The sequence below is a fragment of the Elstera cyanobacteriorum genome, from assembly GCF_002251735.1.
Lineage (GTDB): Bacteria > Pseudomonadota > Alphaproteobacteria > Elsterales > Elsteraceae > Elstera > Elstera cyanobacteriorum.
On record NZ_NOXS01000034.1, the window covers coordinates 98,588 to 124,511 of the forward strand.

The window sequence follows — 25,924 nt, forward strand, 5'->3', positions numbered from 1 at the left end:
CTTGGCCGCGTTAGTCGATCGAAATATTGCTGCTGGCGAGGAACTTCGCCCAGCGGGCCGACTCGGCCTTCATCATCGCGCCGAATTCCGCCGGGGTATCGCCAACGATTTCGGTGCCTTCTGCCGCCAACCGTTCTTTGATGATCGGCGCCGCCAGCGCGGCCAGGGTTGCCTCGCGCAGTTTTTGGATGACCGGCTGCGGCGTATTCTTCGGTACCGAGAAGCCATACCACGCGGCGGAAGTATAGTCGGGCAGGCCGCTTTCGGCGACGGTCGGAACTTGCGCCAGCTTTTCCACCCGCTTATCGGTCGTGACGGCCAGCGGCACCATTTGGCCGCCGTCGATCAGGCCGAGGACGGAGGGAAGCGTCGTCACCATAAAATCCCCACGCCCGCCGAGCATATCGTTCAAGGCCGGGCCAGCGCCCTTATAGGGGATGTGAACCGCCTCGATATTGGCTTGGGCCAGCAGTAGGGCGGTGGCGAGATGGCTGGCGGAGCCATTGCCCGCCGATCCGTAACTAAGCTGCCCGGGCTTGGCTTTGCCGTGGGCCATCAGGTCTTTAAAGCTCTTGAACGGCGAGTTTTTCGAGACGACGACGACCAGCGGCGTGCGGGCGATCAGGGTAATCGGCTCGAAGGCTTCCAGCGGGTCGATGCGCAGGTTTTTGAACAGATGCGGATTGACCACCATCGGCCCCTGATTGGCCATGAGGACCGTGTAACCATCGGGTTTGGCATTGGCGACGGTTGTGGACGCGACATTGCCGCCCGCCGTGCCGTTATTTTCGACGATCATCGTCTGGCCCAGCTTTTCGCCAACACCATTGGCGACCAGCCGGGCAATTGCATCGGTGCCGCCACCCGCGGCATAGGGGACGAGCAGCCGGATCGGGCGGCTGGGGAAGCTATCGGTTTGCGCGACCGCCAGCGAGACGGGGGCCACCGACGCAGCGGCGATGACGAGGGCGCAGAGCGCGCGGCGATTGAGCATTTTATTTCCTCCCAGGGTTATTGTGCACAGCATTCCTCGGTCGCGCCGTTTTTTATGAACGGCGCGCGATCTCTGCCGGTCGCCAGTCAAAGCCTGGCGGGTCAGGGTGAAGCCCCCTTTCGGTAAAGCGGTCTCGGGGTCGCCTTCTGCGGGCGCGGGCCGAAGCCATAGGGGGCGCGATCTTGTGCTTACAGCAGATAGCGCGTCGCAATTCGGAGATGAATTGCAAAGATCGGCAGGATTAATGCGTCTAGCTTATTAGTGTGGGGGCGATTAGCCCCAGCGCTGCATCAGCATATCGTAAAACCGCTGCCCCGCCGGGGACAGGCTGGCCCCCCGCCGCCGGACGATGCCGACCGTGCGCGTTACCACCGGATTGATCAGCGGTCGGCTGGCGAGAACCGGGTGGGGACCGGCGGGTAGGCTCATGCGCGGCAGGGCGGCGATGCCCAATCCCGCTTCCACCAAGCCCAGGGAGGTGGAGAGATGCTGAACCTCATAGAACCAGCGCGGGCGCCAATCGGTCTGCGCAAGCTGGAGGTCGAGGATCAAACGATTGCCGCTTAAGCGCCCCACTGTGATGAAGCGATAGGGCTTCAGGTCTTGCCAGGCCACCTCTTTGCGGGCCGCCAACTCGTGATCGCCCCGGCACGCCAGAACGAAAGGCTCTTCGACCAAGGGATCGAAGGTGATTTCCGATTCTTGGGTGCCCAGCAGCGTTATCCCTAACTCTACCTCGCCATTCAGCACCGATTGCAGCACGGCATTGGCGCCTTCATCGACCACGCGAATGCGGATGTTCGGATAGGTGCGGCTGTAGGTGGCGATCACATCGGGCAGGAAGTAATAGGCGGCGGTTGGGATGCAAGCGATGTTGACGAGGCCGGAGCGATGTTCGGCAATTTCCCGCACCGACAGCAGCGACGCGTCGAGATCATCCAGCAGGCGGCGGGCTTTGGGCAGAAAATCGCGCCCCACGGTGGTCAGTTCTACCCGGCGGGTTGTGCGTTCCAGCAGACTAACGCCCAGATTTTCTTCGAGTTTTTGAACCCGCCGTGTCAGCGCCGGTTGCGACAGGTGGATAAGCTGCGCCGCCGCATTGAAGCTGCGCAGTTCGGCGACGGCGACAAAGGCCCGCAAATCTTCGAGATCGACATTCATGCTTTTCACGCATCAATCGTTCAGTTCATTGAAATTCACAAAATTAACCCGTTTCGTCAAGTTGACCCCACGCCGGGCGCTGACGGCCCTTGCCGCCGCCCCCAAAATCCGACCGATGGGGATGAAATGGGATCAATTCCGTGTGTGCTCATGCGTGGCGGCACGTCGCGCGGGCCGTTTTTTCTAGCCTCGGATTTGCCGCAGGATATAGCGCAGCGCGATGCGATCCTCATCGCCGCCCTTGGGTCTGGTCATCCGCTGCAAATCGATGGGATCGGCGGCGGTAACCCCTTGACCAGTAAGGTCGCGATCTGCGGCCCGGCGACCAAGCCGGGGGCCGACGTGGACTATCTCTTCGCGCAAGTCGATGTCAGCCGCCGCACGGTCGATACCAGCCCAAACTGCGGCAATATGCTGGCGGGCGTCGGGCCGTTCGCTCTGGAAGCGGGGCTGGTGACGGCAAGCCACCCGCGCAGCCGTTTGGTTATTCACAACGTGAATACCGGCAAGCTCATCGAAGCGACGGTCGAGACGCCGAACGGGCGGGTTACCTATGACGGCGCGGCGCAGATCGACGGGGTGCCGGGGACGGCGGCGCCGATCCGCCTCACTTTCCTCGATGCTGCCGGGGCCAAAACCGGCAAACTGCTGCCCACCGGCCAAGCGCGCGATGTGATCACCGATACTGCCGTAACCTGCATCGATATGGCCGTACCGATGATGCTTGTTGCTGCGGCAGCCTTGGGAAAAACCGGCCAAGAGCGCCCCGCCGAGTTAGACGCCGATGCGGCGTTTCTAACCCAGCTTGAAACCCTGCGCCGCCAGGCCGGGGCGCGGATGGGGTTTGGTGATGTGAGCGAGCGGGTGGTGCCGAAGCCGGTGCTGCTGGCCCCCCCAGCCCAGGGCGGCACGATCACCGCGCGCTACTTCATGCCGCGAACCTGCCATACGGCCCTCGCGATCACCGGCGCCATCGGCATTGCCACCGCCTGCTGCACCCCGGGGACAGAGGCCTATCGCTTGGCCAATCTGCCGCCGCTGGATGCCGAGGGGCACCGGACCCTGATCATCGAGCATCCATCCGGTCAAATCGCCGTCGAGCTTGAGCAAGACCCGGAGACCGGGGTGATTCGCCGCGCCTCGCTGCTGCGCACGGCCCGCCGCTTGTTTGAAGGGCGCGTGCTTGTGGCCGATCCGGTGGAAACGGCGGTTCCCACCCCTTAAGGATAGTTTTGCAGGCGGGGGCATTTCCGGGTAGAGGTAACCCCATGTCGCGCCCGATCACCCTTCCCGCCTTCCTGCTGCGCCTTTTGTGCGCGGTGGCCGTGCTATGGGGCGGCATGACGCGAAGCAATCCGGCTTTTTCGGTCGCCCCGATGGCGGCCGATCTGGCGCTGTACGCGCTGCCCGATGGCTCCTTACCGCTGCTCTGCCTGCCCGGCGGGGCGGATGATGCGACTGGCAAGACAATGGCCGGGCATCTCTGCGATCTCTGCCTGCTCGGGGTGTCCGTTCTGCCGCTTGGCGCCGGTTCCCCGGTTCTCCGTGTGCATCTGCCGGTTCAGCAGGTCGATTTTCTGCCCCGGCCGGAAGCCCTCTATCGGCAGTTCTTTCCCCCGCAAGCCCCGCCCATAGGGCCGCCTACCCGCGCGATCGCCTAAGCGCCGCTTCGGAGTCTCCGAAGCGGCTCAGCCATCGCGCGCCGACTGCGGTCTGCCCCTCCTGGCAGTCCCCGGCGCTGTGCCGAGGGAATGCCTATGCAGATCATCAGCCTGCCAATCGCCGCGCCTGCCGAGCGGCGTTTCGGCGTGCGGCGAGTGCCGCACCGCAATATTAATGCCGCCCGCTGGATGCGAATGCCGCCCGCCACGGTTCTCCCCCTGCGCGAGAGCGCATCCGACGACGCCTTGCGCATCATCCGGGGCTGTGTCGCGCTCTATCAACTGCTGCCCGACGGGCGGCGGCAGATTCTCGATATTCTGGGGCCGGGGCGCTTAATCCACCGCCAGATGACGGATAGCGCCGCTTGTACGGCGGAAACCCTGTCTCCAACCCAGTTTGATCGTCACCCGTTAGCGGCACCGCAGGCGACCGCCGACTGGCTGGCGGCGGCGCTGCTGATGCTGCGCCGCGCCCAGCAGCATGCCCTGCTCCTGGGGCGAAAAACCGCCCGTGAACGGGTCGCCTTTGCTGTTCTCGACCTCGCCCAGCAGTTTGGCGCGCGGATGCGGGACTGCACCTATGCCGAAGTGATCTTCCGCCTGCATCTGACCCGCACCGATCTGGCGGATTGGTTGGGGCTGACCGGCGAAACCGTAAGCCGCACCCTCAACGCCCTGAAGCGGGAAGGGCTGATCGGCTTCGATACGCCGGACATCATCACCGTCAAAAGCCTCACGGCCTTGAAAACCCTCGCCGGGGAAACCCCGGCGTCGCTTGCGACGCTGGACCCTTTGCCCAGTCTAACCTTTTAGGGAGGTTCCCATGTCAAAACCCCTCGAAGACCGCCGCTTTTATCAGGCGGCGTGGCGCTGGCATTTCTATGCTGGCCTTTATGTTGCCCCCTTCCTCATCATGCTCGCGGTGACCGGGCTGCTGATGCTGTGGTCGGCGGTTCTGGTCGGTCGCGATGGCGAGAAGAGCGTCGCCGTTCGCCCGCAAGCCAGCAGCCTTGCCGTTTCAGTGCAGGCGGTCGCGGCGGAAGGAGCCATCCCCGGCGGCAAAGTCGTGCAGTATATTGCCCCCCGCACCTCTGACCAGCCTGCCGTGTTTCGCGTGAACGGTGACGCCGGGGCCAAAATGGTTGCGGTCGATCCTTATACGGGGCAGGCGCTGAGCCATTGGGACCGCCGGAATGGCGTATATGATCTTGCGAATAAGATCCACGGCACCCTCTTTCTGGGGAACGTCGGCGACTGGCTGATCGAAATCGCCGCCGGGTTCGGTATCGTGCTGATTGCGACCGGCCTTTACATGTGGTGGCCGCGCGGCGAAGGGCTGCGGGCGGCCTTGCTGCCCGATTTTAGCGCGACGGGCCGGGTTTTCTGGAAATCGCTGCATAAGACCGTTGGCGCCTATAGCGCGCTTCTGCTGGCCGTCTTTCTCATCTCCGGTCTTACCTGGGCCGGGGTTTGGGGGGAAAAATTCACCCAGGCCTGGAGCACCTTTCCGTCGGAAAAATGGGATAATGTGCCGCTGTCGGACGATCTGCACGCCAGCATGAACCACGGCGGCGTGAAGGAAGTGCCTTGGACGTTAGAACAGACGCCGATGCCCGCCTCCGGCTCCTCTGCCGGAACGGTCGGAACCGCCCCGGGCGCGCCGGTGACCCTGGATAGCGTCATCGCCTTCGCCCGCGCGCAGGGCTTCGATGGGCGTTTCCAACTGGCGTTCCCGAAGGGGGAAAAAGGCGTCTGGACCCTCTCCCGCGACACGATGAGCAATGATAGCGCCGACCCGACCGCCGACCGCACAGTGCATCTCGATCAGTTCACCGGCAAGGTGCTGGCCGATATTCGCTATGCCGATTACGGCTGGGCAGGCAAAGCCATGGCCATCGGCATCGCCTTCCACGAGGGCGATATGGGCGCTTGGAATATTGCACTGGTCACCGTCTTCTGCCTGTCGGTCATCCTGATCTCGGCCAGCGGGATCGCCCTCTGGTGGCTGCGGCGGCCGAAGGGCGCGGGCCGCCTGCTTGCCCCGCGTCTCCCGGAAAACCTGCCGCTGTGGAAAACAGGGGCTTTGGTGATGGTCGGCGCGGCGCTGCTCTTCCCGCTATCGGGTGCGGTCTTGGTGGCGGTGTTGGCGCTCGACCTGCTGCTCATCTCGCGGGTCAAGCCGTTGAAGAAGGCGCTGAGTTAACCTGCCGTCCTGCCGAGGGCGCCTCTCCCCAAGTCTTGGTCACGATCCTGCGCCAAGGCTTGGGGAAGCTGGGTTTTTGGAGAGTGGGAAGACGGGTGCGGTATCTCTTCCTCACTCTCACAAGTAAGCGCTGCCGGTGCTCCGGTAGGGCGAGATCTGATTACTGTCTTCCCCCTCTTTTTGCCGCGTCGGGGAAGATTGGTTTTAGGTAGTCCGGCATCGCGGCATCATCCATCAATGGCTTAAAGGCCACCATACAGCGTTTGATCGGGATAGGTTGCCAGCGCTGGACCCAGGGCCTTTCTTTTTCTAATATCTTCAGATCGTAATGCGAGAAAACACTTAAATATGATGCTAAGGTACTCGCAACAGGATCGTTACTCGCAGTTGAAATCTCATCGTCTCCAGCAAGGACATGTTTAATCTTTTTGTATATCTCTTCTGTTGCCGTGCTTTCCCAGTTGCCTTGGGTATGGACGTATAAAAATTTCTCCCCAATCATCCAATATCCATTTGCCATGAGTTCCATCATAATTAAACCGTCATATTTCTTAATAAAATCGAAAATATCTATTCCCGCTTTGGGCCAGTCATAATTTTCTTTTCTCCACATCTTTTCAACTGTGTCAGGGTAGAAAAGAGGACGAGAATGATAGTCACGAAAATAAGGCAAGCCTCTTTGCATCTCCTCGTGCAGTGATATGATTTTATCATTTCGAGCAAAAAGTTGGTTAATTTTTCGGATTTGATCCTGATTCTTATTTTTTATCAAAATAATATCTTTTTGTAGAGATTTTTTTAAATCTCTATAATCAATAATATCTTCAAAAAAAAGAGTCGACTTAGAAAAAATATTTAGAAAATAATAATATTTTTCCGTTGGTTTTGTGATAAAAACTCTCCGGCGAGCGTCATATTTGTCACCTTCCTCTATTTTTTTATCAGAAATGTACATCAGAGAGCCATAATCATAAGTATGTAAATTGATATTATCGTGTAATATATTAGGAAAAATCTCTTTTATTTTCAATATATTTGACTCCTCATTAAGTTTACTTTTTGAAGAGCCCAATAGAATATGATCGCGAAACTGCCAACAGCGGTGCCAGCCAAGCATATCCTGGGAAAGGCCCGTGCCTCGAACAATGGCAGGAGGAGCATCAAGCGTTGGGGGAAGAGCGTCCATATTGCCTCTCAAGGTGACGGGGTGTGGTAACTTTTTTCCTGCATGATCCTGGAGTTGTTTGGGTATGTAGCCCAAAACCCATCCCAGTCCTGTTGAATAAATAGATTCAACCTAGCTTCATAGATTGAGCCGACACCATTTTGATATTGTCTCGAGTAAAATATAGTTTGATCTTGCCTGGGAAGTTGCCGAAAATCGGCATATAGGACAGGTTGAGAAGGCTCTATGGGTTTTGGACCAATTTTTTCGTCTTTCTCCCATTTTTCGAGAATCTGTCTATACTCTTTAAGTTTTTTATCAAAATCATTCTTTCGAGCGGTATTTATTTTATTTCTTTTGGCATTATAACGTGCAAACTCCGTGTTTCCACGCATGTCATTGGAATATTCTGAGGGATAGAATCTCCCGAATGCCGCCCATCGGTCGAGCCAATCGGCTTCCTGCTGTGAAACAACCAATGGGTGATCGGAAAGATAGGTGCAGGCCTCCTGTCGCACCTTCCCCATATAAGGAACAAGTTTGTCAATCAAACCAGATGGAGCGGAGTGGACATTACTGAAACTTCTCATAAATTTCTCATTGTTTATGCCGAGGTCTACACCCGATGCGATTGTGATTCCCGATTTATTATCAGTCGCACCTTTAAACCAGGGAACATAGCCGGTCAAACTTTGACCACCCTCCCATTCGCTCACCTTGATGTGATCGATATTTGTGCCGAGCATTGCATTGATGTCATCTGACAATTTCTGACTCATGGTCGTTCTTGACCGTGTCCCAACGCAGTTCGGCTGCTTGCCACATGTTCGGATGATGCCATTCACAGAAAATCGGGAACACGCTAAACCAATGCGCTTTTCCGTTCCAGTAATCTCGGCCCTCTGATGATCCTCTGCCAAGGTATTCACCCGCCGATAACCATCCTCAAGTTTCTGTTCTTCGGACAAACGCGGATCGGCCATCTTCAGGGCAATTTCAGCATCCGCTGAATTGATATCAGCAAGCCGGGTACTAAGCCGTTGCTTCAGTTGCGGATCCCGCGCCGTCTGGGGCTCCGAGAGTTCCCGCAGGGTCTCGACGCGCATCTGCGTCAATCGCTGCTGCAAATGCGCATGATGAACCAAGGCCGCTTCCGACTTCAGCCCGGCGGCCTGCCCCTGGGTAAGCCAATCCACGGCTTCTTGAGAGTTTGCGGACAGCAGCCGCCGGGTCTTGTCCGTCAACGCGGCGGGGGCCAGGGCCTGAACCCGGTCGAGAACGCTTGTCATGGTTATACGCTCCCCTGATTGAGACGCAGTCGAACATCGGCCCCAGCGGACCTGAACCCGGTTAGGAGAGTGCGCAGCGGTGCAAAAATCGGATCATCTGCGAGCGGCAAACCGGGCCGAGCACGGCTATCCCACCAGCGCAGGACCGCGGGGCTGCCAGCCTGATCGGTCTGCGTCGCGGGCAGAAGCTGGGCCTGAAGGGCCGCGAGGTCGGTTTCTGCGGGAACCGGGCAGAAGCCGCCCCAGGGTATTGCCTGCCCTGCCAGCCAAGCGGCAAGCGCATCGCCGGGTGTGACTAGGGTCACCCAGGGCGCAGTACCGAGCACCGGCGCACTCACCCTATTCCCCAAGAGGCATAAAGCCTCCCCGCCATGATCGGCGAGGCGGGGGAGGGCTTCTGGCAGCACCGCAGGGTCGATCACCGCCAGTCCCGCTTGGCCCGGCGCGAGGGGAACCAGAGTTTCCGGCGGCAGCGGATCGGGTGAAACGGGCAGGCGGGCGTGGTCCTTGGGTATAGCTGCCTCGCTTTCGCAAGCGAGTGCCACCGGTGCCCCAGTTGCGGCGGCATCCCGCAGGGCACGGGCGGTTTGATCCGCTTCCGCCGTACCGACGAACGTATGGAAGCGGTTCCGCAGCACGCGCCCACCGTGATCGGTCTCGCTGCCCTCAATCGCCGCCCCGGCCCCCTTCAGGAAATAGAAGCTCGATCCGGTGGTAATGGTTGCGCCGCACAGGGTTCGGTGCCCGATCCGGCTCATTGCGCGCCCGGCAATGGTGAAGGCGGCAATCCCTTCGGCGATGCGCGTCAGCCCGTGAACCGGGCAGGTGACGATATCGCCGACGCAGGCCTGCGTCTTATCGATCATAATAGTCTCGCTGAAATTAGAAAAGAACATATATAGAACAAACACGCGAAGGCGTCAAGATTTTCCCCAAATAGGGGCAGTGGGCTTGCATCAGGTTCGGTTGGCCGATAGCCGCCTTAGCCATCGTCAGCAGGGGGGCGCCCGGTCAGCACGCGCGGCTGCGGGTTTCAATGCGATCTAGATTTTGATGGTGATTGGCGTCCCCGGCGGGATTCGAACCCACGGCCTGCAGCTTAGGAGGCTGCCGCTCTATCCTGCTGAGCTACGGGGACCATGCGCCCGGTTATACGGTAAGGGCGCTTACGGGGCAACGAGGGAGGCGAGGTCGAGCTTATAACGTTCGGTTGCGCGCACCAAGGCGGCCCGAATACCAGGTTCGAGCGCGGCGTGGCCCGCGTCGGGAACCATCACCAGATCGGCTTCCGGCCAAGCCTGTTTCAGGTCATAGGCCGAGACTGCGGGGCAGACGATATCGTAGCGGCCTTGCACAATCGTGCAGGGCAGACGGCGGATACGCCCGACCTGGGCCAGCAACTGCCCGTCTTCCAAGAAAATCCGATGGACGAAATAATGGGCTTCGAGACGGCTGATCGCCAGCGTTGCGGCATTCGGTTCCTGCGGCAGGTCCGGGGCGGGCAGCAGGGTGGAGGCGCGGGTTTCGAACTGGCTCCAGGCGTGCGCGGCGGGCAGATGCACCGCTGGGTCTGGGTGGGTCAGGCGGCGGTAATAGGCCGCCAGCAGGGTTTCCCAGCTAAGATCACCCTGCGCGTCGGCGGGCAGCGCGGCGATGAAATCCTGCCAGGCATCGGGGAAAATCTGCCGCATGCCGGTCAGGAACCATTCAATCTCCGTTTGGCGCCCCAGGAAAATGCCGCGCAGGATGAACCCCAGGCAGCGATCCGGGTGGGCTTGACCGTAAGCCAGCGCCAGGGTCGATCCCCAAGAGCCGCCGAACACCAGCCAGCGATCCACCCCCAGTTCTGCGCGTAAGGCCTCGATATCGCCGATCAACTCTTGCGTGCTGTTGTCGCGCACTTCGGCACTGGGGCGGGAGCGACCGCAGCCGCGCTGATCGAACAGGATGATGCGATAGGCGGCGGGATCGAAAAAACGCCGATGAGTTGGCGAGGCCCCGGCGCCCGGGCCACCGTGCAGGAAGACCACAGGGATACCGTCGGGCGTGCCGCACTCTTCCCAATAAATCCGGTGCAGTCCGCGCGTCAGCGTGCCAGTGCGGTGCGGGTCGATGGGGGGGAAGAGGTCGGTGCGCATGGGTTCACTCGCCGGTTGCGGGGGGTCGAAGCCCCCCGTTGCCAGCAAACACGGTTAAGTTACAGGGTTTCAAGCAAAAAGCGCCGGTTGAGGCTTTGGGTTGGGCGGGCATTCGGCGGAAAGAGCTTGGTTAGCGCGTCAATTTGGGCTTGGGAGGCCTGGACCGGGCGGCGGAAGACCGTCCAAAGCACGCCCTCCGTACACGGCGGGGTAGTCAGGGATCCCATATAGCGGAAATAGGCGCGGTCATCGGGGATCAGCGCGTCGAGACGGATCGGCTCCGGCAGTCGGGCCTCGCTGCTGGGAGTCGGCGGATTGGTCAGCAGCGGACGCAGGGCGCTATTTTCATACCCGGTCTCGATAAAAACGGCCGTCACGGCGGGGCTACCATCCTCTGCCCGGTGGAAGAACTGGACTTCCAGCGGGAAACTTTTGCCGTTGAGCTTATGTTCGCTGGGGTGGTGGAACTCGACTTGGGTCAACTGATAAACCTTGCGGCCCAGCAACAGGCGGCTGCCGTCCGGCGCGCCGATGACCAGGGTTTTACCCGTATGGGTGCGGGTGACCAGGCCCTCGCGATAGTCGATGTAAAGGCCGCCCAGATCGGCCTTAATGCCGTCGCGTAAGTTCAGGGGGCTTTGTTCGGTTCCCGCGTCGCAGGTTTTGAACTCGGGCTTCAGTTTCCCCCAATCAGCGGGACCGGAAAGGCCGCTGTAGGCCCAGGGAATATCGGCGGGCGGCTGCGGTGCCGCCGGGACAGGGGCCGGTGGTGTCTGCCCCCAGGCGGGGGCTGCTAGCCCGAGACACGCCAGAAGAAGGGGGACAAAGCGTCGGCGGTTCGCCGTATTCATCTGCATTCGTTCACTCCTAGGGGCGTGCCAATGTGTCGGATATGATGCCGGAGAGCATAGCAAAGGAACAAGCCTGTGCTGAGACGGGAACTATTGGTGGTGATGGCCGCAGGGGTGCTGGTACCGGGGGCGGGCCGCGCGGCGGCGGCGGGACAGGTCGTTTCCGTCGAGGGCGGCAGTCTGGTGCTGGTGGACGGGCGAAAACTCTGGCTGCTCGGCGTGCTGATGCCCCAAGCCGGGGCAACGCCGGAGCTGGGGGAGCCGGGCGCGGCGGAGGTTGACGCGGCGCTGGCCGCCGATGCGGTTGGGCGGGCGGTAGAGCTATCCGCTTTCATGGGGCCGGATCGCGGCGGGCGCTTCGGCGCCATCGTGACGCTCTCGGGCGACCAAGGATCGCTGAACGAGCGGCTGATTCGCGGTGGCTGGGGGCGTGTGTATCTTCTACCCGGGCTTGCCAAGGCCGATGATCCGGGGGCAACGCTCTTGCCTAGCCTGCTGCGGGCCGAAGTGGCGGCGCGGGCGGAGGGGCGCGGTCTCTGGCATTATCCCGCCTATCGACCCCGGCAGGCGGGGGCGGAAGACCTGTGGTCGGCGCGCGACCGCTTTCATCTGGTCGAAGGCCGGGTGCGGCGGGTGATGAAGCGGGCGGGCTTTGGGGCGGAACTGACCCTAGGCGAAGGGCGCAATGCCCTGCGCGTTGTGATCGCCAGCCCGGTCGGGCGTGCCCTTAAGGCGCAAGGCGCCGACCCGCATGATTTGGACGACGCGAAACTGCGGGTGCGCGGCTGGCTCGGCCTCGGGGGCGGGCTGACTATCACCCTGGAGCGGCCCGAATATCTGGAAAAGCTGCCGTAAATTTGCCCCGCGCCGTAGCTCCTGCTATTTTGACCAGGGTTTTAAGGGAGAAGACGCCGTGAAATTCAACCTGTCACCGCTCGTGCTGGCCGCTCTTTTGGGGACTGGGGCGCTGCTTTCCGGCTGTTCGACCAATCCGGCAACGGGACAGCAGAGCTATACGGCCTTCATGTCGCCCGAGGAAGAAAAGCGCGTCGGCGCCGAACAGCATCAGGAAATCTTGAAGGAATATGGCGGCAGCTTCGATCACAATGGGCTGGCGGCCTATGTGACCGGCATCGGCAAGAAGCTGGTCGCCCAGTCGGAATTTGCCGGGCAACCGTTTACCTTCACCGTGCTGAATTCGGAGATCGTCAACGCCTTCGCGCTGCCGGGTGGCTATGTCTATGTCACGCGCGGGCTGCTGGCGCTGGCCTCCTCGGAAGCGGAGCTTGCCAGCGTGCTCGGTCATGAAATCGGCCATGTCACCGGGCGACATACGGCGCAGCGGGTGAGCCAGGCCAATACGGCGAATATCCTCACGGGCGGGCTTGCCGTGTTGGCGGGGGTGCTGACCGGCTCTAGCGAGCTTGGCTCAGCGGTCGGCGATATCGTCGGCACGGGGGCGGCGGCCTATGTGCAATCCTTCTCCCGCGATCAGGAGTTTGAGGCGGATTCGCTGGGCGTGCGCTATATGACGCGCGCGGGCTACGACCCCAGCGCCTCGGCGGCGTTTCTGGCGAAGCTTCAGGCTCAGTCGGAACTCGATGCCAAGCTGGCGGGGCGCGATCCCGAGGCGGGCTATGACATGATGGCCAGCCACCCGCGCACGCAAGACCGGGTGGCGAAGGCGGTGGCGGAAGCCGCCCAAGGCGAAGGCGCGCGGGCACAAACCAGCAAACCCGCCACCGAGCTTGGGCGCGAGGCGCTGCTGGCGCGGATTAACGGCCTTGGCTATGGCGCCGACCCGCAAGAAGGGCTGGTGCGCGGCAATAGTTTCATCCTGCCGCCGCAGCGGGTGCGCTGGTCGGTACCGTCCGATTATCGCCTGCAGAATGGCGCCGAGGCGGTGATAGTGGCCGGGCAGGCGGCGAAGGCCCGCTATGATATCGCTCGCAATACAGCGGGGGCGGCAGACTATCTGCGCGCCTGGGGCCAGAGCTATGGGGTGCGCAGCCTGTCGCGCATCGCGGTGCCGGGCGGGTTGGATGCGGCGACCGGGCTAATCCAGACCCAAACCTCCCAGCGCCAGCCGGTGCTGGTGCGGCTGCTGGCGATTAAGACGGACGCCAATACCATCCACCGCTTCCAGATTCTCGGCGGTTTGCAGAACCAGCGGGAGGTTGATCGCGTCGCCCAGACGATTGCGGAGAGTTTCACCCAGCTTTCCGCCGCCGAAGCCGCCAGTTTCAAGCCCTTGCGGCTGGAAATCGTGACGGCGGGCAGCGAGGCCCAAACGCGCCAGCAAGCGGCCAGCATGCCGACCCCGACCGGGCGGGAAGCCGCGCGCCTCTTCGAAGTGCTGAACGGCCTCGCGCCCGGGGCGATGCCCGCGCCGGGGACGAAGATTAAGCTGCTGCGCTCTTGACCTGCGGCGGCGGGAAGGTTATGGTTGTTACATGCAACGATCTCTCCCGCCCGCTGATCCCGCCCTCGACCAGGATGCCGTTACGCTGCACGAAGCGGTCTCGGCCCTTGTGCGCGTCTATCAGTTTCGCGATCGCGACCGGATCTGCTGCTACGATATTTCGGTGACCCAGTGTCAGGCGCTGAAGAACCTTGTCGATTCAGGACCGATGCGGGCGCAGGCTTTGGCCGAGACGCTCTTCCTCGATAAAAGCACCACCAGCCGGGTGTTAGAAGCTTTGGAGCGTAAGGCCTATATCGCCCGCCAGCCCGACCCGACGGATGGCCGCGCCCAAGTTGTGACGATCACCAACGCCGGGCGGGCCTTATTCGCCAAGATCACCGATGATCTGATCGACCAGCAACGCGCGGTGATCGAAGATCTGGACCCAGAAGCACGCCGCGCCGCCATCGAGGTTGTCACCCGTCTGCATCGGTTGGCGGAGGCCCGCTTTACCAGCGGCGTCAGCGTCGGCCCCTGTTCCCCATCGCGGTTAACGGCCCCCGCCGTTTAAACCTTTGCCCATATAGTTGCATGTAACAACGGAAAGCCCATGATCACCATCCGCCCCGCGACCGAAGACGATGCCGACGCGATTGCCCGCATCTATTCCATCGGTATCGCCGAACGCACGGCGACTTTTGATACGGACCCGCGCACGGCGGCAGATATTCTGCCAAAGATCGCCGATGCGGCGCGCTATCCCCAGGTTGTTGCCGTCACACCCGATGGTGCCGTTGTCGGGTGGGCTGGGACGAGCGGTTACCGTCCCCGCGCGTGCTATGCCGGGATTGCCGAGTTTTCGATCTATATCGACCCTGTGGCGCGTGGCCAGGGCATCGGTAAGCCGCTGTTGAACGGGTTGATCGAGGCCGCCGCAGCCGCAGGTTTTTGGAAAATCCTGTCGCGGATTTTCACCTTCAATGCCCCCAGCCGGGCGCTCTGCGCCGCCTGCGGGTTCCGCGAGGTAGGGATCTATGAAAACCACGGCAAGCTCGATGGGCGATGGCTGGATGTCGTCATCGTCGAGCGGCTTCTTCCGCAGAATCTGACCTAACCCCCGTTTTCTCTCTCCATCCACCTCAGCGGCGCCGTGCAAAGCGCCGAACGCTCCCCCTTTGCCTGAAGGAACTCATCATGGAACTCCCTGTCGTCATTATCGGTGCCGGTCCCGTTGGTCTGGCCGCAGCGGCCCATCTGCTGGAACGCGGCTTGACGCCGCTTATTCTGGAGGCGGGGCCGAGTGCGGGAACTCATATTCGCGCCTGGGGTCACGTGCGGCTATTCTCGCCGTGGCGCTATTGTATCGACCGCGCCAGCCGGGCTCTGCTTGAAGCGTCCGGTTGGCAGGCGCCGGACCCCAAGCGCCTGCCAACCGGGGCGGCGTTGGTCGAGGAATATGTTGAACCGCTGGCCGGATTGCTCGCCCCGTATCTACGGTTCAACCGCCGGGTTGTCGGGGTTAGCCGCGACGGGTTCGACAAGGTCCGCAGCGCCGGGCGGAACGAAGCCCCCTTCGTGATCGTCACCCGGACGCCAGAGGGAACGGAAGACCGCATCACCGCCCGCGCCGTCATCGACGCTTCGGGCACCTGGAGCCAGCCGAATCCAATGGGGGCCAGCGGGCTTCCCGCCTTGGGGGAAGACGGTTCCGGCCGCGTGCGCTACGGGATCCCCAATGTTTTGGGGCCGGATCGCGCGGCTTATGCCGGACGGCGGGTGTTGGTCGTCGGCTCCGGCCATTCAGCGATGAATGCCGTTCAAGACCTTGTGAAACTAAAGCGGGTTGAGCCGGGGACGGAAGTTTTCTGGGCGATGCGCCGAGCCCCCGATCCGCTGACCTTTGGCGGTGGTGCCCAAGATGCCTTGATTGCCCGTGGACAGTTGGGCGCCGAGGCGGAAGCGGCGGTCACGCGCGGCGATGTAACGCTGCTGGCACCCTTCCCCATCGAAGCGCTGGCAGAGCAGCCGGACGGGGTGCGCGTTACGTCCGTAGGTGGGCAGAGCGTCACCGTAGACCGGATCATCGCCTGCACCGGCTTCCGGCCCGATCTGGCTTTTCTGCGGGAAGTGCGGCTGGGGCTTGATTCATGGCTCGAAACCACCCCGGCGCTCGCGCCGCTGATTGACCCGAACCTGCATAGCTGCGGTACCGTGCGCCCGCATGGGGCGGCGGAACTGGCGCATCCCGAACCGGGCTTTTATGCTGTCGGCATGAAAAGCTATGGTCGCGCCCCAACCTTTCTGCTGCTCACCGGCTACGAACAAGTTCGCTCCGTCGCGGCGGCTTTGGCGGGGGATAGCGCGGCGGCGGCGCGGGTAGAGTTGGACTTGCCGGAAACCGGCGTTTGCATCACTCAGCGCACTCCGGCAAAAACGGGGTGCTGCGGATGACAACGGACAGCCCCCGGCCCGGCCCGCTGGTCTGGGGGCTGGGCATTGCCCAGATCCTCGCCTGGGGATCGTCGTACTATTGGCCCGCGCTGTTCACGGCGGCGGTGGCGGCGGAAACCGGTTGGTCGGCCACCGTCATCGTTTCGGGCCTCACGGTCGGCCTCAGTGTTTCCGGCATTCTCACGCGCGGTCTTGGGCATCGCATGCACCGCTGGGGACCGCGCCGGGTGATGGTGGCCGGGGCGATGCTGCTGGCGGCGGGGCTGGTGGGGCTGGGACTGGCGCATCATCTGATGGCCTATTGGTTGGCCTGGGCGGTCCTGGGCGCCGGGATGGCGTGCGGCCTTTATGACGCGGGGTTCGCCACCCTAGCGGCGGTTCTCAAGGAAAAATCGGCGCTGACCATTGCCCGGCTAACGCTGCTCGGCGGATTGGCGAGTACGGTCTGTTGGCCGATCAGCCATTTCTTGATCGAGACGATTGGCTGGCGCGCGGCGTGTTTCGTCTATGCCGGGTTGCATGTCTCGGTCAGCCTGCCGATCTTTCTGCGGCTCTTGCCAAAACAGGCGGTAACGCCGGTCGCAGCAGCACGCGCTGTGGCGGGGCCAACGGCGGCGGAGCGACCGTTGATGCTGACGATGGGGGCGATTCTGGTGCTGCAAACCCTGCTGTCAGCCACGATGGCGGTGCATCTGCCGGGTCTGCTGCAAGCCTCTGGCCTCAGTCTGACGGGGGCTGTCGCGATTGCGGCTTGGCTCGGCCCGGCGCAGGTTGTGGCGCGGGCGGTGCAAACGCTGTTGACGGCGCGGTTGACACCGCTGGCGACGCTGTTCATCGCCGTCGGGGCGGCGGGCTGTGGTCTGGCGCTTCTGCTCCTGACCTTGACCGTTTGGTCGTGGCCCTTGCTGGCGGTGGTCGGTGTGTTGATCTATGGCGCCGGGAACGGTCTGCTGACGATTGCCAAGGGCACGCTCCCGCTCCAGCTTTTCGGGCGGGAGCGGTATGCGCGCGTGCTTGGCCATCTAGCGGCGCCTAGTCTGATTGCTCAAGCCTTGGCGCCCTTGTTGCTGACGTGGGCGTTAACGCAGACCGCCATGTCCGGGCTTGTCGGTGGGTTGGTGGCGCTGGTCGCCGTTAGCCTGGGGCTGACGGCGGTGCTGGGGCGCCAGGTTAAAGCTGCCCCGGTTCCGTCCCCGTTGCCAGCGGAAAGCCTTCATCGGCCCAGCCGGTAAGCCCGCCCAGCATTAGCTTAACCTTCCGTCCGAGTTCCGACAGGCGCAGGGCGCCCCGGTCGGCGCCGTTACAATGCGGCCCGGCGCAATAGACGACGAACAGCGTCTCCTGCGGCCACGCCGATAGCCGCTCTTCGGTCATTTCGCGGTAGGGCAGGTTCAGCGCGCCGGGCACATGGCCGCGCGCATAGGCGCCGGGGCCGCGCACTTCCAGCAGCACGAAATCCGGCTGGCCACTTTTCAGCGCCTCATGCACATCGGCGCAATCGGTTTCGAACGCCAGACGCGCGGCAAAATGGGCGCGGGCAACCTCTGGCGCGGCGGCGGGAATGGCGGCAACGAAGGACGGCTGGGGCATGGGGATTCTCCTCTCTCGGGCTGTCGATGGCCTTAGACTGCCGCACGGGAGGGGCGTTGACGATTGGCCTGAAGGACAAGTATCGTCAAGATCATGCCAAAAGCCGAAACCCCGCCGCTGCCGAATTCCACCGTCGTCGCCCTGGCCTACGATGGTCTGTGCCTGTTCGAGTTTGGCGTGGTGGCGGAAGTCTTCGGCCTCGCGCGCCCGGAAATCACCCGGCCCGATTGGTATAGTTTCAAAATTGCTGCCGTCGATCCGTTGCCGCTGCGCGCGCAGGGCGGCTTATTGCGCATCGAGGCGGATGGCGGGTTGGAGCTGCTGGAGACCGCCGGGACGATCCTCGTGCCCGGTTGGCGCGGCGTAACAGGCAACGTGCCGGACGCTCTCTGTGCGGCCCTACAGGCCGCCGCTGCGCGCGGGGCGCGGGTTCTCTCGATCTGTTCCGGTCTGGTGGTCCTGGCAGAAGCCGGGCTTTTGGCCGGGCGGCGGGCGACGACCCATTGGCGCTATCTTGACGCCGTGCGCCAGCGGTTTCCCTGGCTGACGCTCGACCCCAACGTGCTGTATGTCGATGAAGGGCCGGTGCTGACCTCCGCAGGCAGTGCGGCGGGGATCGACCTCTGTTTGCATCTGGTGCGCCGCGACTTTGGGGCGGAGATCGCCAATCTCGTCGCCCGCCGTCTCGTCGTCGCCCCGCATCGGGATGGCGGGCAGGCGCAGTTTATCGACCGGCCCATCCCCAACCGCGCAGGCACGCTGTTCGCCGCCCTCTTCGAACGGGTGCAGGAAGATCTGACTGCGGAATGGCCGATTGACCGGCTGGCCAGCCTTGCCGGGATGAGCCGCCGCACGTTTCTGCGGCGCTTTCAGGCGGCGACTGGGCAGACCCCCGCCGATTGGCTGCTGGGGCTGCGGCTGCAAACGGTCCGCGATCTGCTGGAAACCAGCGATCTTTCGGTCGAGGACGTGGCGGCGCGCGCCGGGTTCGGCAGTGCGGCTACCCTGCGCCACCACTTCCGGCACAAGCTGGATATGACGCCGCAAGCCTATCGCCAGCGCTTTACGCGCGCGGCCCCTGCGACCGCGAAGACCTTGCCGCGCCGCGAAGACAGGTCTATCGTCGGCCATCGAAATAAAATGTCGTGAGGAAACCCGCGTCATGTTGAAGTTTTTTGCCGCTCTTCGCCAGCCGTTGCTGGCCCGTCAACTCGCCAACGCTTCCTGGATGACCAAGGCCGTGGCCATCCTCATCGGCTCGCTGGTGTTGGCCGCGTCGGCGCAAATCCAAGTGCCGATGTATCCGGTCCCGATGACCATGCAGACCTATGCCGTCTTGATTATCGGCGCCCTCGGCGGCCGTGTGATCGGGGTTGGCGCGATTGCCGCCTATCTGCTGGAAGGCGCGATGGGCCTGCCGGTGTTTGCGGGCGGCGCTTCGACGGCGGCCTTCTTCGGCCCGACCGCAGGCTTCCTAATCGGCTTCCTGATCAGTGGCGCGCTTGCCGCTTTCGCCGCCGAACGCGGTCTGCTGCGTGGTTGGGTGAGCGCGATTGCAGCGCTGACCGTCGCCCATCTCGCGGTTTTCATTCCGGGCGTGCTGTGGCTCTCGACCTTTGTTGGCTTCGAGAAGGCCATCGCCGTCGGTTTCGTGCCCTTCATTGCGGGCACGGTGCTGAAGACCGGCCTTGCGGTGCTAACCGTCCGTAAGGCGGACGCACGTTAAGCGACGACCGGGGCGGGCGTGATCCCCTTACGCCCGCACCATCTTCTGTGTCTGCTGACGTTCGTCGGGCGGGGCTATGCCGATAGCTTCGCCCGTCGTCTTTTGGCGGTGGTGGAGAGCCTGAAGGCAGGCACCCCCGCCCGGTTGGTGACCGGGCCGGACGCAATTTGCGCGGGTTTGCTTGGTTGCACCAACGACGATGGCCATTGCCGCCAACCCAGCGTGACCGCCCGCGACGCCGACGCCCTGCGCTTGCTCCAGCCTCATTTCGACGGCGGTTTGACGGTGGGGGCGGAAATCCCCGGCCTATTGGCTCGGCGCGCCGCCCTCCGGGTGGCCTATCGCGACGGCGCCTTTCGCGCGGCCTGCCAGGGCTGCCCCTGGCAAGGGTTCTGTGCGGAGATTGCTAGGGGCGGCTATGCGGGGGCGTGTTTTTAGGGAACCGGGGTTACATCGGCCAGCGCCTCGGCCCCATCGGCGCGCAGTCCAGCGATGACGCCCAGCCGATCTTCCGCCGGGCGGTTCTGCGAGAGTTTCCATTTCCCGGCCAGGGTGGCGATGGGCAGCTTGAAGGCGGTAATCCCCTTCAGCATGGCGGCAATATAGCTCTCTGGCGCGTCGGAAACCTGCCAGCGTTCGGCGCGGTGGCTTTCAAATTTATCCGTCAATCGGACCAGCAGGGCGCGCATCGCCGCCGGGTCGGTGATCGCCTCGGCGGTGCCGGTGACATCGACAAGCTGGTAATTCCAGGTCGGCACCGCTTTGCCGTGCTCCTGCTTCGTTGGATACCAACCGGGCGAGATATAGCCGTCCGGCCCTTGAAAGATGATCCGCGACGGCGCGGTAAAGACGGCTGCGCCCTGCGGATTGGGCTTGGCGAAATGACCGTAGAGGGTACCGTGCGCCCCTTCTTCCGGCGCCAGGATCAGCGGCAGACCCGTGACCAGCGGCGCGCCGCCCGCCGGGTCCGCCGTCGTCAGCAGCGCGAAGGGATGCGCGGCGATAAAAGCGTGCAGGGCAGCGCGGTCGGTTTCGGCGAAGGCGGGCGGGATATACATGGGGCACTCTCGACAGTTAGGCGCCCAAAAGCTTAAGCCCGACCGTGACCGCCACGGCAAGCCCCAGAGCTACGGCCAATTGTCCGGTCAGCCGTGCACCAAGATAGGCCGCCCCCGCCCCTGCCCATTCGGCAGGGCCGCCCTTCAACAGTGCAGGCAGCACCAGCGCGGCGAACATGGCCCCGGGGAGATGGTGCAAAAAGGCATCGAGAAACGGCGACGGCTTTAAAAAGCGCACCATCAGAATGCCGCCCGCGCGCACGGCAAAGCTGGCGGCGCCCATCGCAATGAAAGCGAGCAGGGTGAGGCTATCGACGCGGAGCATCTCCGCCAGGCTGGGGAAACTCATGCGGCGGCCCTCTGAAACTGTGGTTTCCTGGCGTCACGCAGCGCCCCGGCCAGCGATCCGGCAATGCCGCCGATCAAGATGTACCAAGCGCCCGGTAGGGTCAGGCTGGCCACCCCGGCGCAGGCGGCGGCGACGCCCCAGGGCATCAGATCGGCAGGGCTGCGGTAGAGGCCTTGCAGCAGCGAGACGAAAACGGCGGTGCCGACGATGCCAAGGCCCAGGGCTTCCGGGTTCGGTACCAAGCCGCCCGCAAACCAGCCGATCCCGCCAGAAATCGCCCAGAAGCTATACAGGCAGGCGGCGGACCCCAGGTAATAGCTGGCGCGCACGGCATCCCCGTCCGGCCCGCGCAGCGCCTTGATGGTTACGGCCCAATTTTCATCGGCATTGAAGGCGGCGGCGGCCAGTGCGCGCGGCAGCCCGAGCGGTAGCAGTAGGTCTTTCAACGCTGCCGTTTGCAGCAGATAGCGCAGGTTCAGGATCAGCACGGCCAGCGCCAGCACGGGAATCGCGGGCGGCTGGGTCCAGAGTTCGAGGGCCAGCAATTGGCTGGACCCGGCGAAAACGATCAGGCTCATCAGCACGGTTTCGGCGGTGCTATAGCCCTTACCGGCGGCGATCAGCCCATAGACCAGCCCGAAAATGACGACGCTGAAGGCAAGCGGTAGGCAGGCGATAAAGCCCGCCCGAAAACCATAGACCGGGGGAGACACGGGACGCTTCCTATACCCAAGGGCCGATCGACCGGATCGGCACGGAGGGATAGGCTAGCGGGGCAGTCGATGCGCGGTCTTGAACGAAATTGCGCGGCCCTGGGAAGGGCCGCGCGCCAGCACGTCTAGCGGAGATTGGCGGGGGTCAATGGGCGTCCATCGGCTCCAGGTCATTCTGTTTGATCGCGGCCAGGGCAAGGTCGCGCGTGGTGGCAATGGCCATCGCGGTTCCATCGGCCCCGAAAATTCCATAGGCAGCTTGGCCGTCATGAATGACCGGCTTCACATAGGCCACCCCGCCTGCGCCCAGCGCGGCGAAATCGGTGGGGGTGAAACTGGTGGGGCGCTGCATGAACAACATGGTGTCGTCCTTTCTGTCTTTGACGCTCCCGCTTCGGTCTGCGCGGTGCCAGAGGGAAGGGGACGCTTCGGGGCCAGTATCACCGACGGGTGCGCGTTTGTCGCCCGTATGCGGTTACTGTGACGGGAAAATTCTTAAGAAGCAATTACCGATGCCTGAGACAAATCTCAGTCCGGCGCCACGTCGAGAGTCTTGGGTTTCGGCGCGGGGGCCTTGACCGGCGTTTTAATTTCGACCGTGCGCACGGTGATTTCCGGCATCGGGCGGTGGAGGTCGACGTTCAGCAGGCCATTATCGATCTCGGCACCCGTAACCTCGATCCCCTCGACCAGCACAAAGGTGCGCTGGAATTGCCGCGCGGCAATACCCCGATGCAAAAAGATCCGATTGGGATCGTCTTGCTGGCGGCCGCGGATCACAAGCTGGTTGTTCTCGATCTGGATCGATAGGTCTTCGCGCCGAAACCCGGCAACGGCCAGGGTGATGCGTAGGCTGTTTTCGCCGGTCTGTTCGATATTATAGGGCGGGTAGCCCTCGTTCGCGCTTTTGGCAATCCGGTCGAGCGTGCGTTCGACATGCTCGAACCCTAAGAGAAACGGCGAATTCAGCACCGAAACGCGGGTCATAATGTCCCTTCTCCTTCGATAAAGCGAGCGGGCAAATACCCTCCGACCCGGAACGGCATCAGAGGGGGGATTAGTCACCCCGCATACATGGCATTGCCGGGGCGCTTCATCAAGAGAGCCGTAAGGGTTTTCGAAAGATAACAAATCTGTTAATGTTTCCTATGGCCTTCGTCATTCGATATTACAGCGTCGACGTTCAATCAGGGATTGCGTCCCTGCCAGCTTCCCTGATTGCGCGGTATATCGCTTTGACGGAACGCATGATTGACTATGGCCCGAACCTTGGGGCGCCGCATACCAAAGCGCTGGGGGATGGTCTATTCGAATTACGTCTGAAAAGCGCCGATGGTATCGCTCGGGTTTTCTTCGCTCTACAGGCGGGGCAGATCATTGTGATGCTGCATAGTCTTGTGAAGAAAAACCAAAAGACTCCGCCGCGTGATCTGCGGCTTGCCGTTTCCCGTTTGCAGGAGATCCGCCGTGCCCCACGATGATGCCCCGCTGTCCCATGATACCTTTGTTGCGGCGCTCCTGGCAAACCCAGCCGTCAAAACGGAATATGACCGGTTAGCAGCAAGTGAGATGCCCGCTTTTGATGCAATCCTCGCAGCCCGGCGCGAGGCGGGTTTAACCCAAGCCGAAGTGGCCGAACGGATGGGGACCAAGGCGCCTGCGGTCGCGCGGTTGGAACAGGCGCTGGTGACCGGGCGACCGTCGCCATCGCTTGCAACCCTTAATCGTTATGCCCGGGCGCTCGGGAAAAAGCTGGAAGTTCGGCTCGTCTAGCCGATGGATTTCCCCTTGTACCGGCAAAATTCCGTCACCGGGCAGCGGTCACACTCCGGTTTCCGGGCCTTGCAGATGTAGCGGCCGTGCAGGATCAACCAATGGTGGGCGTGGCGCAGCCATTGGACGGGGATGCGCTTTAGCAACGCTTCTTCGACGGCGAGAGGCGTTGCGCCGGGGGCGAGGCCGGTGCGGTTGCCGAGGCGGAAAATGTGGGTATCGACCGCCATTGTCGGTTCGCCGAAATAGACGTTCAGCACGACATTGGCGGTCTTGCGACCGACGCCGGGCAGGGCTTCCAAATCCTCCCGGCGGGCGGGGACGTCGCCGTTGAAGCGATCCAGCAAGATTTGGCTCAGCGCCAGCACATTCTTGGCCTTGGCGTTGAAGAGGCCGATGGTCTTGATGTGGTCGCGGATACCGTCTTCCCCCAACGCCACCATTTTTGCCGGGGTATCGGCGGCGGCGAATAGGCCGCGCGTTGCTTTGTTGACCGATACATCGGTTGCCTGGGCCGAGAGCACGACCGCGACCAGCAGCGTATAAGCGCTGGAATACTCAAGCTCGGTCTTCGGGTCGGGATTAGCGGCGGCGAGGGTCGCGAAAAACCCGTCGATCTGGGCCTTCGTCATCTTCGGCGACGCGGGGGGCGGCGTTTCGGCCATCATATCCTTCCGGGCGGGGTTACGCTGTTGACTTTGCCGAGGCTGGGCGCAAGATCAAGGCCCATGTCTCTTTCACCGCCGGATATAGCCGAAACTGCGGACCCGGGGCCTGTGGTTTTCGATGCCGAATTGCGCCCGCACCGCTCGCTGTCGATGCGGGGCTTTCGGCTGTTGATGGGGGCGGTGATTGCCGTCAGCGCTATTGCGGGCGGGGCGGTCTATGTCGCCGGGGCCTGGCCGGTGATCGGGTTCATGGGCGCCGATATTCTGCTGATTTATTGGGCTTTCCGCGCCTCCTACCGGGCGGCGAAACGCTGCGAGCGGTTGCGGCTGACCCCCGCGTGGCTCACCATCCAGCGCATCGACCCGCGCGGGCGCGGCCGGACGGAAGCCCTGCGGCCCCACTGGTTGCGCGTCGAGTTGGATGACCCCGCCGGGCCGTCCTCCCCCCTGCTGCTGTGGAGCCACGGGCGCGCGACGCCGGTCGGCAGTTTCCTGCCACCGACGGAACGCGAACGGTTAGCCGCGTCCCTCCGCGCCGCGCTGGGGCGGCTGCGGTTCGAGCCGATCCGCTGATCTGGCGAGCCTGCCAGCCCGGCCTTGCGGAAAACCACAATGGACCTGATGGATTTTCCGCAGGTAACGTCTATCCTTAATAAATAAGACCAAAATCGGGAGGAAAGCCTTATGAAACGGTTCCTACTGTCTGCCCTGGCCACGACCACTCTGCTGGCAGGGGCGGCCCACGCCCAGGATTATCCGAACAAGCTGATCACGGTCATCGTCCCCTTCGCGGCGGGCGGGCCGACCGATACGGTCGCGCGGCTGGTTGGCCAGTCGATGAGCAAGTCGCTGGGCCAGCAGGTCATCATCGAAAACGTCGGCGGTGCCGGTGGTACGCTGGGCGCGGCGCGCGTGGCGAAAGCCGCGCCGGACGGCTATACGGTGCTGCTGCATCACATTGGTCAAGCGACCAGCGTGGCGCTTTATCGTAAGCTACCCTACGATACGCTGAATGATTTCGCCCCGGTCGGCCTGATCACCGATGTGCCGATGACCTTCGTGGCGAAAAGCGCTTTTCCGGCGAAAGACCTGAAAGAACTGGTCGCTTACGCCCAGGCGAATAAGGACAAAGTATCCTACGCCAATGCGGGCGTTGGTTCCGCCTCGCATCTCTGCGGTATGCTGTTCATGACGGCGATCAAGGCCGAGCTGACCACGGTTCCCTATAAGGGGACCGGCCCGGCGATGAACGATTTGCTGGGCGGTCAGGTCGATTTCATGTGCGATCAGACCACCAATACCACCAGCCAGATCAAGGGCGGCAAGATTAAGGTCTATGGCGTTACCACCAAGACCCGCGTGCCGTCGCTGAACGAAGTGCCGACGATGGACGAAGCCGGTCTGCCGGGCTTCGAAGTCGCGGTGTGGCACGGTCTCTACGCGCCGAAGGGCACGCCGCAACCGGTCATCGCCAAGCTGACCAAGGCTTTGCAGGAAGCCTTGAAAGACCCGAATGTCGTCACCCGCTTTGCCGAACTGGGGACCGAGCCGGTCAGCCCGGACCGCGCGACGCCGGAAGCCTTGGGCAAGCACTTGAAGGCCGAAATCGACAAATGGTCGCCGATCATCAAGGCGGCGGGGGTTTACGCGGATTAATCGGCCAAGGCCGCGTTGATCCTCGGGGCGGGGGGAAACTCCCGCCCTTTTTAATGAGAGACCTGACAGGGCGC

At 62.6% G+C, this 25,924-nt stretch carries 31 protein-coding genes and 1 tRNA gene; 17 read left to right on the plus strand and 15 right to left on the minus strand.

Annotated elements, in window-relative coordinates; all coding sequences use genetic code 11:
* Window positions 1–10 precede the first annotated feature (10 nt).
* Both CHR90_RS15390 and CHR90_RS15395 read right to left on the minus strand, forming a co-directional pair.
* A complete protein-coding gene (locus tag CHR90_RS15390; RefSeq protein ID WP_094409986.1) occupies window positions 11–994 on the minus strand; it encodes a Bug family tripartite tricarboxylate transporter substrate binding protein in 984 nt (327 codons plus the stop codon).
* Between the two features lie 273 nt (window positions 995–1,267).
* Window positions 1,268–2,155 carry a LysR family transcriptional regulator gene (locus tag CHR90_RS15395; RefSeq protein ID WP_094409988.1) on the minus strand — a complete coding sequence of 296 codons (888 nt, stop codon included), beginning with the start codon at window positions 2,153–2,155 and terminating at the stop codon, window positions 1,268–1,270.
* Window positions 2,156–2,281: 126 nt separating this feature from the next.
* On the opposite strand from CHR90_RS15395, the gene CHR90_RS15400 reads away from it, so the two are divergent.
* From CHR90_RS15400 to CHR90_RS15415, 4 genes are all read left to right on the plus strand, one after another.
* Complete coding sequence (locus tag CHR90_RS15400) at window positions 2,282–3,379, plus strand: 4-oxalomesaconate tautomerase (protein ID WP_094409990.1); 1,098 nt, start codon at window positions 2,282–2,284, stop codon at window positions 3,377–3,379.
* 44 nt (window positions 3,380–3,423) lie between these two features.
* Window positions 3,424–3,816, plus strand: a complete 393-nt coding sequence (locus CHR90_RS15405; RefSeq protein WP_094409992.1) for a hypothetical protein — start codon at window positions 3,424–3,426, stop codon at window positions 3,814–3,816.
* A gap of 96 nt (window positions 3,817–3,912) precedes the next feature.
* Window positions 3,913–4,629: a helix-turn-helix domain-containing protein gene (locus CHR90_RS15410; protein ID WP_170941428.1), complete on the plus strand. Its 717-nt coding sequence runs from the start codon at window positions 3,913–3,915 to the stop codon at window positions 4,627–4,629.
* A 10-nt stretch (window positions 4,630–4,639) separates the two neighbouring features.
* A complete protein-coding gene (locus CHR90_RS15415; RefSeq protein WP_094409995.1) occupies window positions 4,640–6,019 on the plus strand; it encodes a PepSY-associated TM helix domain-containing protein in 1,380 nt (459 codons plus the stop codon).
* Between the two features lie 160 nt (window positions 6,020–6,179).
* On the opposite strand, the gene CHR90_RS15420 is transcribed toward CHR90_RS15415, so the two are convergent.
* The 6 genes from CHR90_RS15420 to CHR90_RS15445 form a co-directional block, all read right to left on the minus strand.
* Window positions 6,180–7,205: a hypothetical protein gene (locus CHR90_RS15420; protein WP_141210970.1), complete on the minus strand. Its 1,026-nt coding sequence runs from the start codon at window positions 7,203–7,205 to the stop codon at window positions 6,180–6,182.
* A gap of 8 nt (window positions 7,206–7,213) precedes the next feature.
* Window positions 7,214–8,473 (minus strand): pesticin C-terminus-like muramidase, encoded by a 1,260-nt coding sequence (locus tag CHR90_RS15425; RefSeq protein ID WP_094409998.1) that lies wholly within the window; start codon window positions 8,471–8,473, stop codon window positions 7,214–7,216.
* A gap of 2 nt (window positions 8,474–8,475) precedes the next feature.
* A complete protein-coding gene (locus CHR90_RS15430; RefSeq protein WP_170941429.1) occupies window positions 8,476–9,339 on the minus strand; it encodes a PAAR domain-containing protein in 864 nt (287 codons plus the stop codon).
* A 195-nt stretch (window positions 9,340–9,534) separates the two neighbouring features.
* Window positions 9,535–9,611 (minus strand) — tRNA-Arg (locus CHR90_RS15435).
* Window positions 9,612–9,639: 28 nt separating this feature from the next.
* On the minus strand, window positions 9,640–10,611 hold the full coding sequence (gene pip, locus CHR90_RS15440) for a prolyl aminopeptidase (protein WP_094410002.1): 972 nt from the start codon (window positions 10,609–10,611) through the stop codon (window positions 9,640–9,642).
* 59 nt (window positions 10,612–10,670) lie between these two features.
* The gene (locus tag CHR90_RS15445) at window positions 10,671–11,468 is read right to left on the minus strand and encodes a carbonic anhydrase (protein ID WP_094410004.1); all 798 of its coding nucleotides are present in this window, start codon (window positions 11,466–11,468) and stop codon (window positions 10,671–10,673) included.
* Between the two features lie 69 nt (window positions 11,469–11,537).
* Between CHR90_RS15445 and CHR90_RS15450 the strand changes: the two genes are divergently transcribed.
* The 6 genes from CHR90_RS15450 (at window position 11,538) to CHR90_RS15475 (ending at window position 17,549) form a co-directional block, all read left to right on the plus strand.
* Entirely contained in the window at window positions 11,538–12,317 is a 780-nt protein-coding gene (locus CHR90_RS15450) for a thermonuclease family protein (protein WP_141210971.1), read from the plus strand.
* Between the two features lie 58 nt (window positions 12,318–12,375).
* Window positions 12,376–13,884, plus strand: a complete 1,509-nt coding sequence (locus CHR90_RS15455; protein WP_094410008.1) for a M48 family metalloprotease — start codon at window positions 12,376–12,378, stop codon at window positions 13,882–13,884.
* A 31-nt stretch (window positions 13,885–13,915) separates the two neighbouring features.
* On the plus strand, window positions 13,916–14,437 hold the full coding sequence (locus tag CHR90_RS15460; RefSeq protein WP_094410010.1) for a MarR family winged helix-turn-helix transcriptional regulator: 522 nt from the start codon (window positions 13,916–13,918) through the stop codon (window positions 14,435–14,437).
* Between the two features lie 39 nt (window positions 14,438–14,476).
* Window positions 14,477–14,980 carry an arsinothricin resistance N-acetyltransferase ArsN1 family A gene (locus CHR90_RS15465; protein WP_094410012.1) on the plus strand — a complete coding sequence of 168 codons (504 nt, stop codon included), beginning with the start codon at window positions 14,477–14,479 and terminating at the stop codon, window positions 14,978–14,980.
* Window positions 14,981–15,060: 80 nt separating this feature from the next.
* Entirely contained in the window at window positions 15,061–16,317 is a 1,257-nt protein-coding gene (locus CHR90_RS15470) for an FAD-dependent oxidoreductase (RefSeq protein ID WP_094410013.1), read from the plus strand.
* Window positions 16,314–17,549, plus strand: a complete 1,236-nt coding sequence (locus tag CHR90_RS15475) for an MFS transporter (protein WP_141210972.1) — start codon at window positions 16,314–16,316, stop codon at window positions 17,547–17,549. Before CHR90_RS15470 ends, CHR90_RS15475 begins: the two co-directional genes overlap by 4 nt.
* On the opposite strand, the gene CHR90_RS15480 is transcribed toward CHR90_RS15475, so the two are convergent.
* Window positions 17,488–17,907: a rhodanese-like domain-containing protein gene (locus CHR90_RS15480; protein ID WP_094410016.1), complete on the minus strand. Its 420-nt coding sequence runs from the start codon at window positions 17,905–17,907 to the stop codon at window positions 17,488–17,490. The two genes, CHR90_RS15475 and CHR90_RS15480, sit on opposite strands and share 62 nt — an antisense overlap.
* Window positions 17,908–18,000: 93 nt before the next feature.
* On the opposite strand from CHR90_RS15480, the gene ftrA reads away from it, so the two are divergent.
* The 3 genes from ftrA to CHR90_RS15495 are packed head-to-tail and all read left to right on the plus strand — an operon-like array spanning window position 18,001 to window position 20,071.
* On the plus strand, window positions 18,001–19,056 hold the full coding sequence (gene ftrA, locus CHR90_RS15485) for a transcriptional regulator FtrA (RefSeq protein ID WP_094410017.1): 1,056 nt from the start codon (window positions 18,001–18,003) through the stop codon (window positions 19,054–19,056).
* A 13-nt stretch (window positions 19,057–19,069) separates the two neighbouring features.
* On the plus strand, window positions 19,070–19,633 hold the full coding sequence (locus CHR90_RS15490; protein ID WP_229671554.1) for a biotin transporter BioY: 564 nt from the start codon (window positions 19,070–19,072) through the stop codon (window positions 19,631–19,633).
* Between the two features lie 18 nt (window positions 19,634–19,651).
* On the plus strand, window positions 19,652–20,071 hold the full coding sequence (locus CHR90_RS15495; protein ID WP_094410019.1) for a DUF1284 domain-containing protein: 420 nt from the start codon (window positions 19,652–19,654) through the stop codon (window positions 20,069–20,071).
* Here CHR90_RS15495 and CHR90_RS15500 read toward each other — a convergent pair.
* The 5 genes from CHR90_RS15500 to CHR90_RS15520 all read right to left on the minus strand — a co-directional run bounded on the left by CHR90_RS15500 (window position 20,068) and on the right by CHR90_RS15520 (window position 22,740).
* On the minus strand, window positions 20,068–20,691 hold the full coding sequence (locus CHR90_RS15500) for an FMN-binding negative transcriptional regulator (RefSeq protein ID WP_094410021.1): 624 nt from the start codon (window positions 20,689–20,691) through the stop codon (window positions 20,068–20,070). The two genes, CHR90_RS15495 and CHR90_RS15500, sit on opposite strands and share 4 nt — an antisense overlap.
* A 16-nt stretch (window positions 20,692–20,707) precedes the next feature.
* Window positions 20,708–21,040, minus strand: coding sequence for an AzlD family protein (locus CHR90_RS15505; RefSeq protein ID WP_094410023.1), 333 nt, complete (start codon window positions 21,038–21,040; stop codon window positions 20,708–20,710).
* The gene (locus CHR90_RS15510; protein ID WP_170941430.1) at window positions 21,037–21,753 is read right to left on the minus strand and encodes an AzlC family ABC transporter permease; all 717 of its coding nucleotides are present in this window, start codon (window positions 21,751–21,753) and stop codon (window positions 21,037–21,039) included. Before CHR90_RS15510 ends, CHR90_RS15505 begins: the two co-directional genes overlap by 4 nt.
* A 145-nt stretch (window positions 21,754–21,898) precedes the next feature.
* Window positions 21,899–22,114: a DUF1150 family protein gene (locus tag CHR90_RS15515; protein ID WP_094410025.1), complete on the minus strand. Its 216-nt coding sequence runs from the start codon at window positions 22,112–22,114 to the stop codon at window positions 21,899–21,901.
* A gap of 167 nt (window positions 22,115–22,281) precedes the next feature.
* Window positions 22,282–22,740 (minus strand): Hsp20 family protein, encoded by a 459-nt coding sequence (locus CHR90_RS15520; RefSeq protein WP_094410026.1) that lies wholly within the window; start codon window positions 22,738–22,740, stop codon window positions 22,282–22,284.
* 161 nt (window positions 22,741–22,901) lie between these two features.
* Here CHR90_RS15520 and CHR90_RS15525 point away from each other — a divergent pair, with 161 nt between their 5' ends.
* Together CHR90_RS15525 and CHR90_RS15530 are read left to right on the plus strand one after the other, a co-directional pair.
* Window positions 22,902–23,234 (plus strand): type II toxin-antitoxin system RelE/ParE family toxin, encoded by a 333-nt coding sequence (locus CHR90_RS15525; RefSeq protein WP_094410027.1) that lies wholly within the window; start codon window positions 22,902–22,904, stop codon window positions 23,232–23,234.
* Complete coding sequence (locus CHR90_RS15530) at window positions 23,221–23,526, plus strand: helix-turn-helix domain-containing protein (protein ID WP_229671555.1); 306 nt, start codon at window positions 23,221–23,223, stop codon at window positions 23,524–23,526. The genes CHR90_RS15525 and CHR90_RS15530 overlap by 14 nt, the downstream gene beginning before the upstream one ends.
* Here CHR90_RS15530 and nth read toward each other — a convergent pair.
* Window positions 23,523–24,158, minus strand: a complete 636-nt coding sequence (gene nth / locus CHR90_RS15535; protein ID WP_094410206.1) for an endonuclease III — start codon at window positions 24,156–24,158, stop codon at window positions 23,523–23,525. The genes CHR90_RS15530 and nth overlap by 4 nt on opposite strands.
* A 96-nt stretch (window positions 24,159–24,254) precedes the next feature.
* Here nth and CHR90_RS15540 point away from each other — a divergent pair, with 96 nt between their 5' ends.
* Window positions 24,255–24,767 carry a DUF2244 domain-containing protein gene (locus CHR90_RS15540; protein WP_094410028.1) on the plus strand — a complete coding sequence of 171 codons (513 nt, stop codon included), beginning with the start codon at window positions 24,255–24,257 and terminating at the stop codon, window positions 24,765–24,767.
* Window positions 24,768–24,878: 111 nt separating this feature from the next.
* A complete protein-coding gene (locus tag CHR90_RS15545) occupies window positions 24,879–25,850 on the plus strand; it encodes a tripartite tricarboxylate transporter substrate binding protein BugD (protein WP_094410029.1) in 972 nt (323 codons plus the stop codon).
* Window positions 25,851–25,924: the final 74 nt, after the last annotated feature.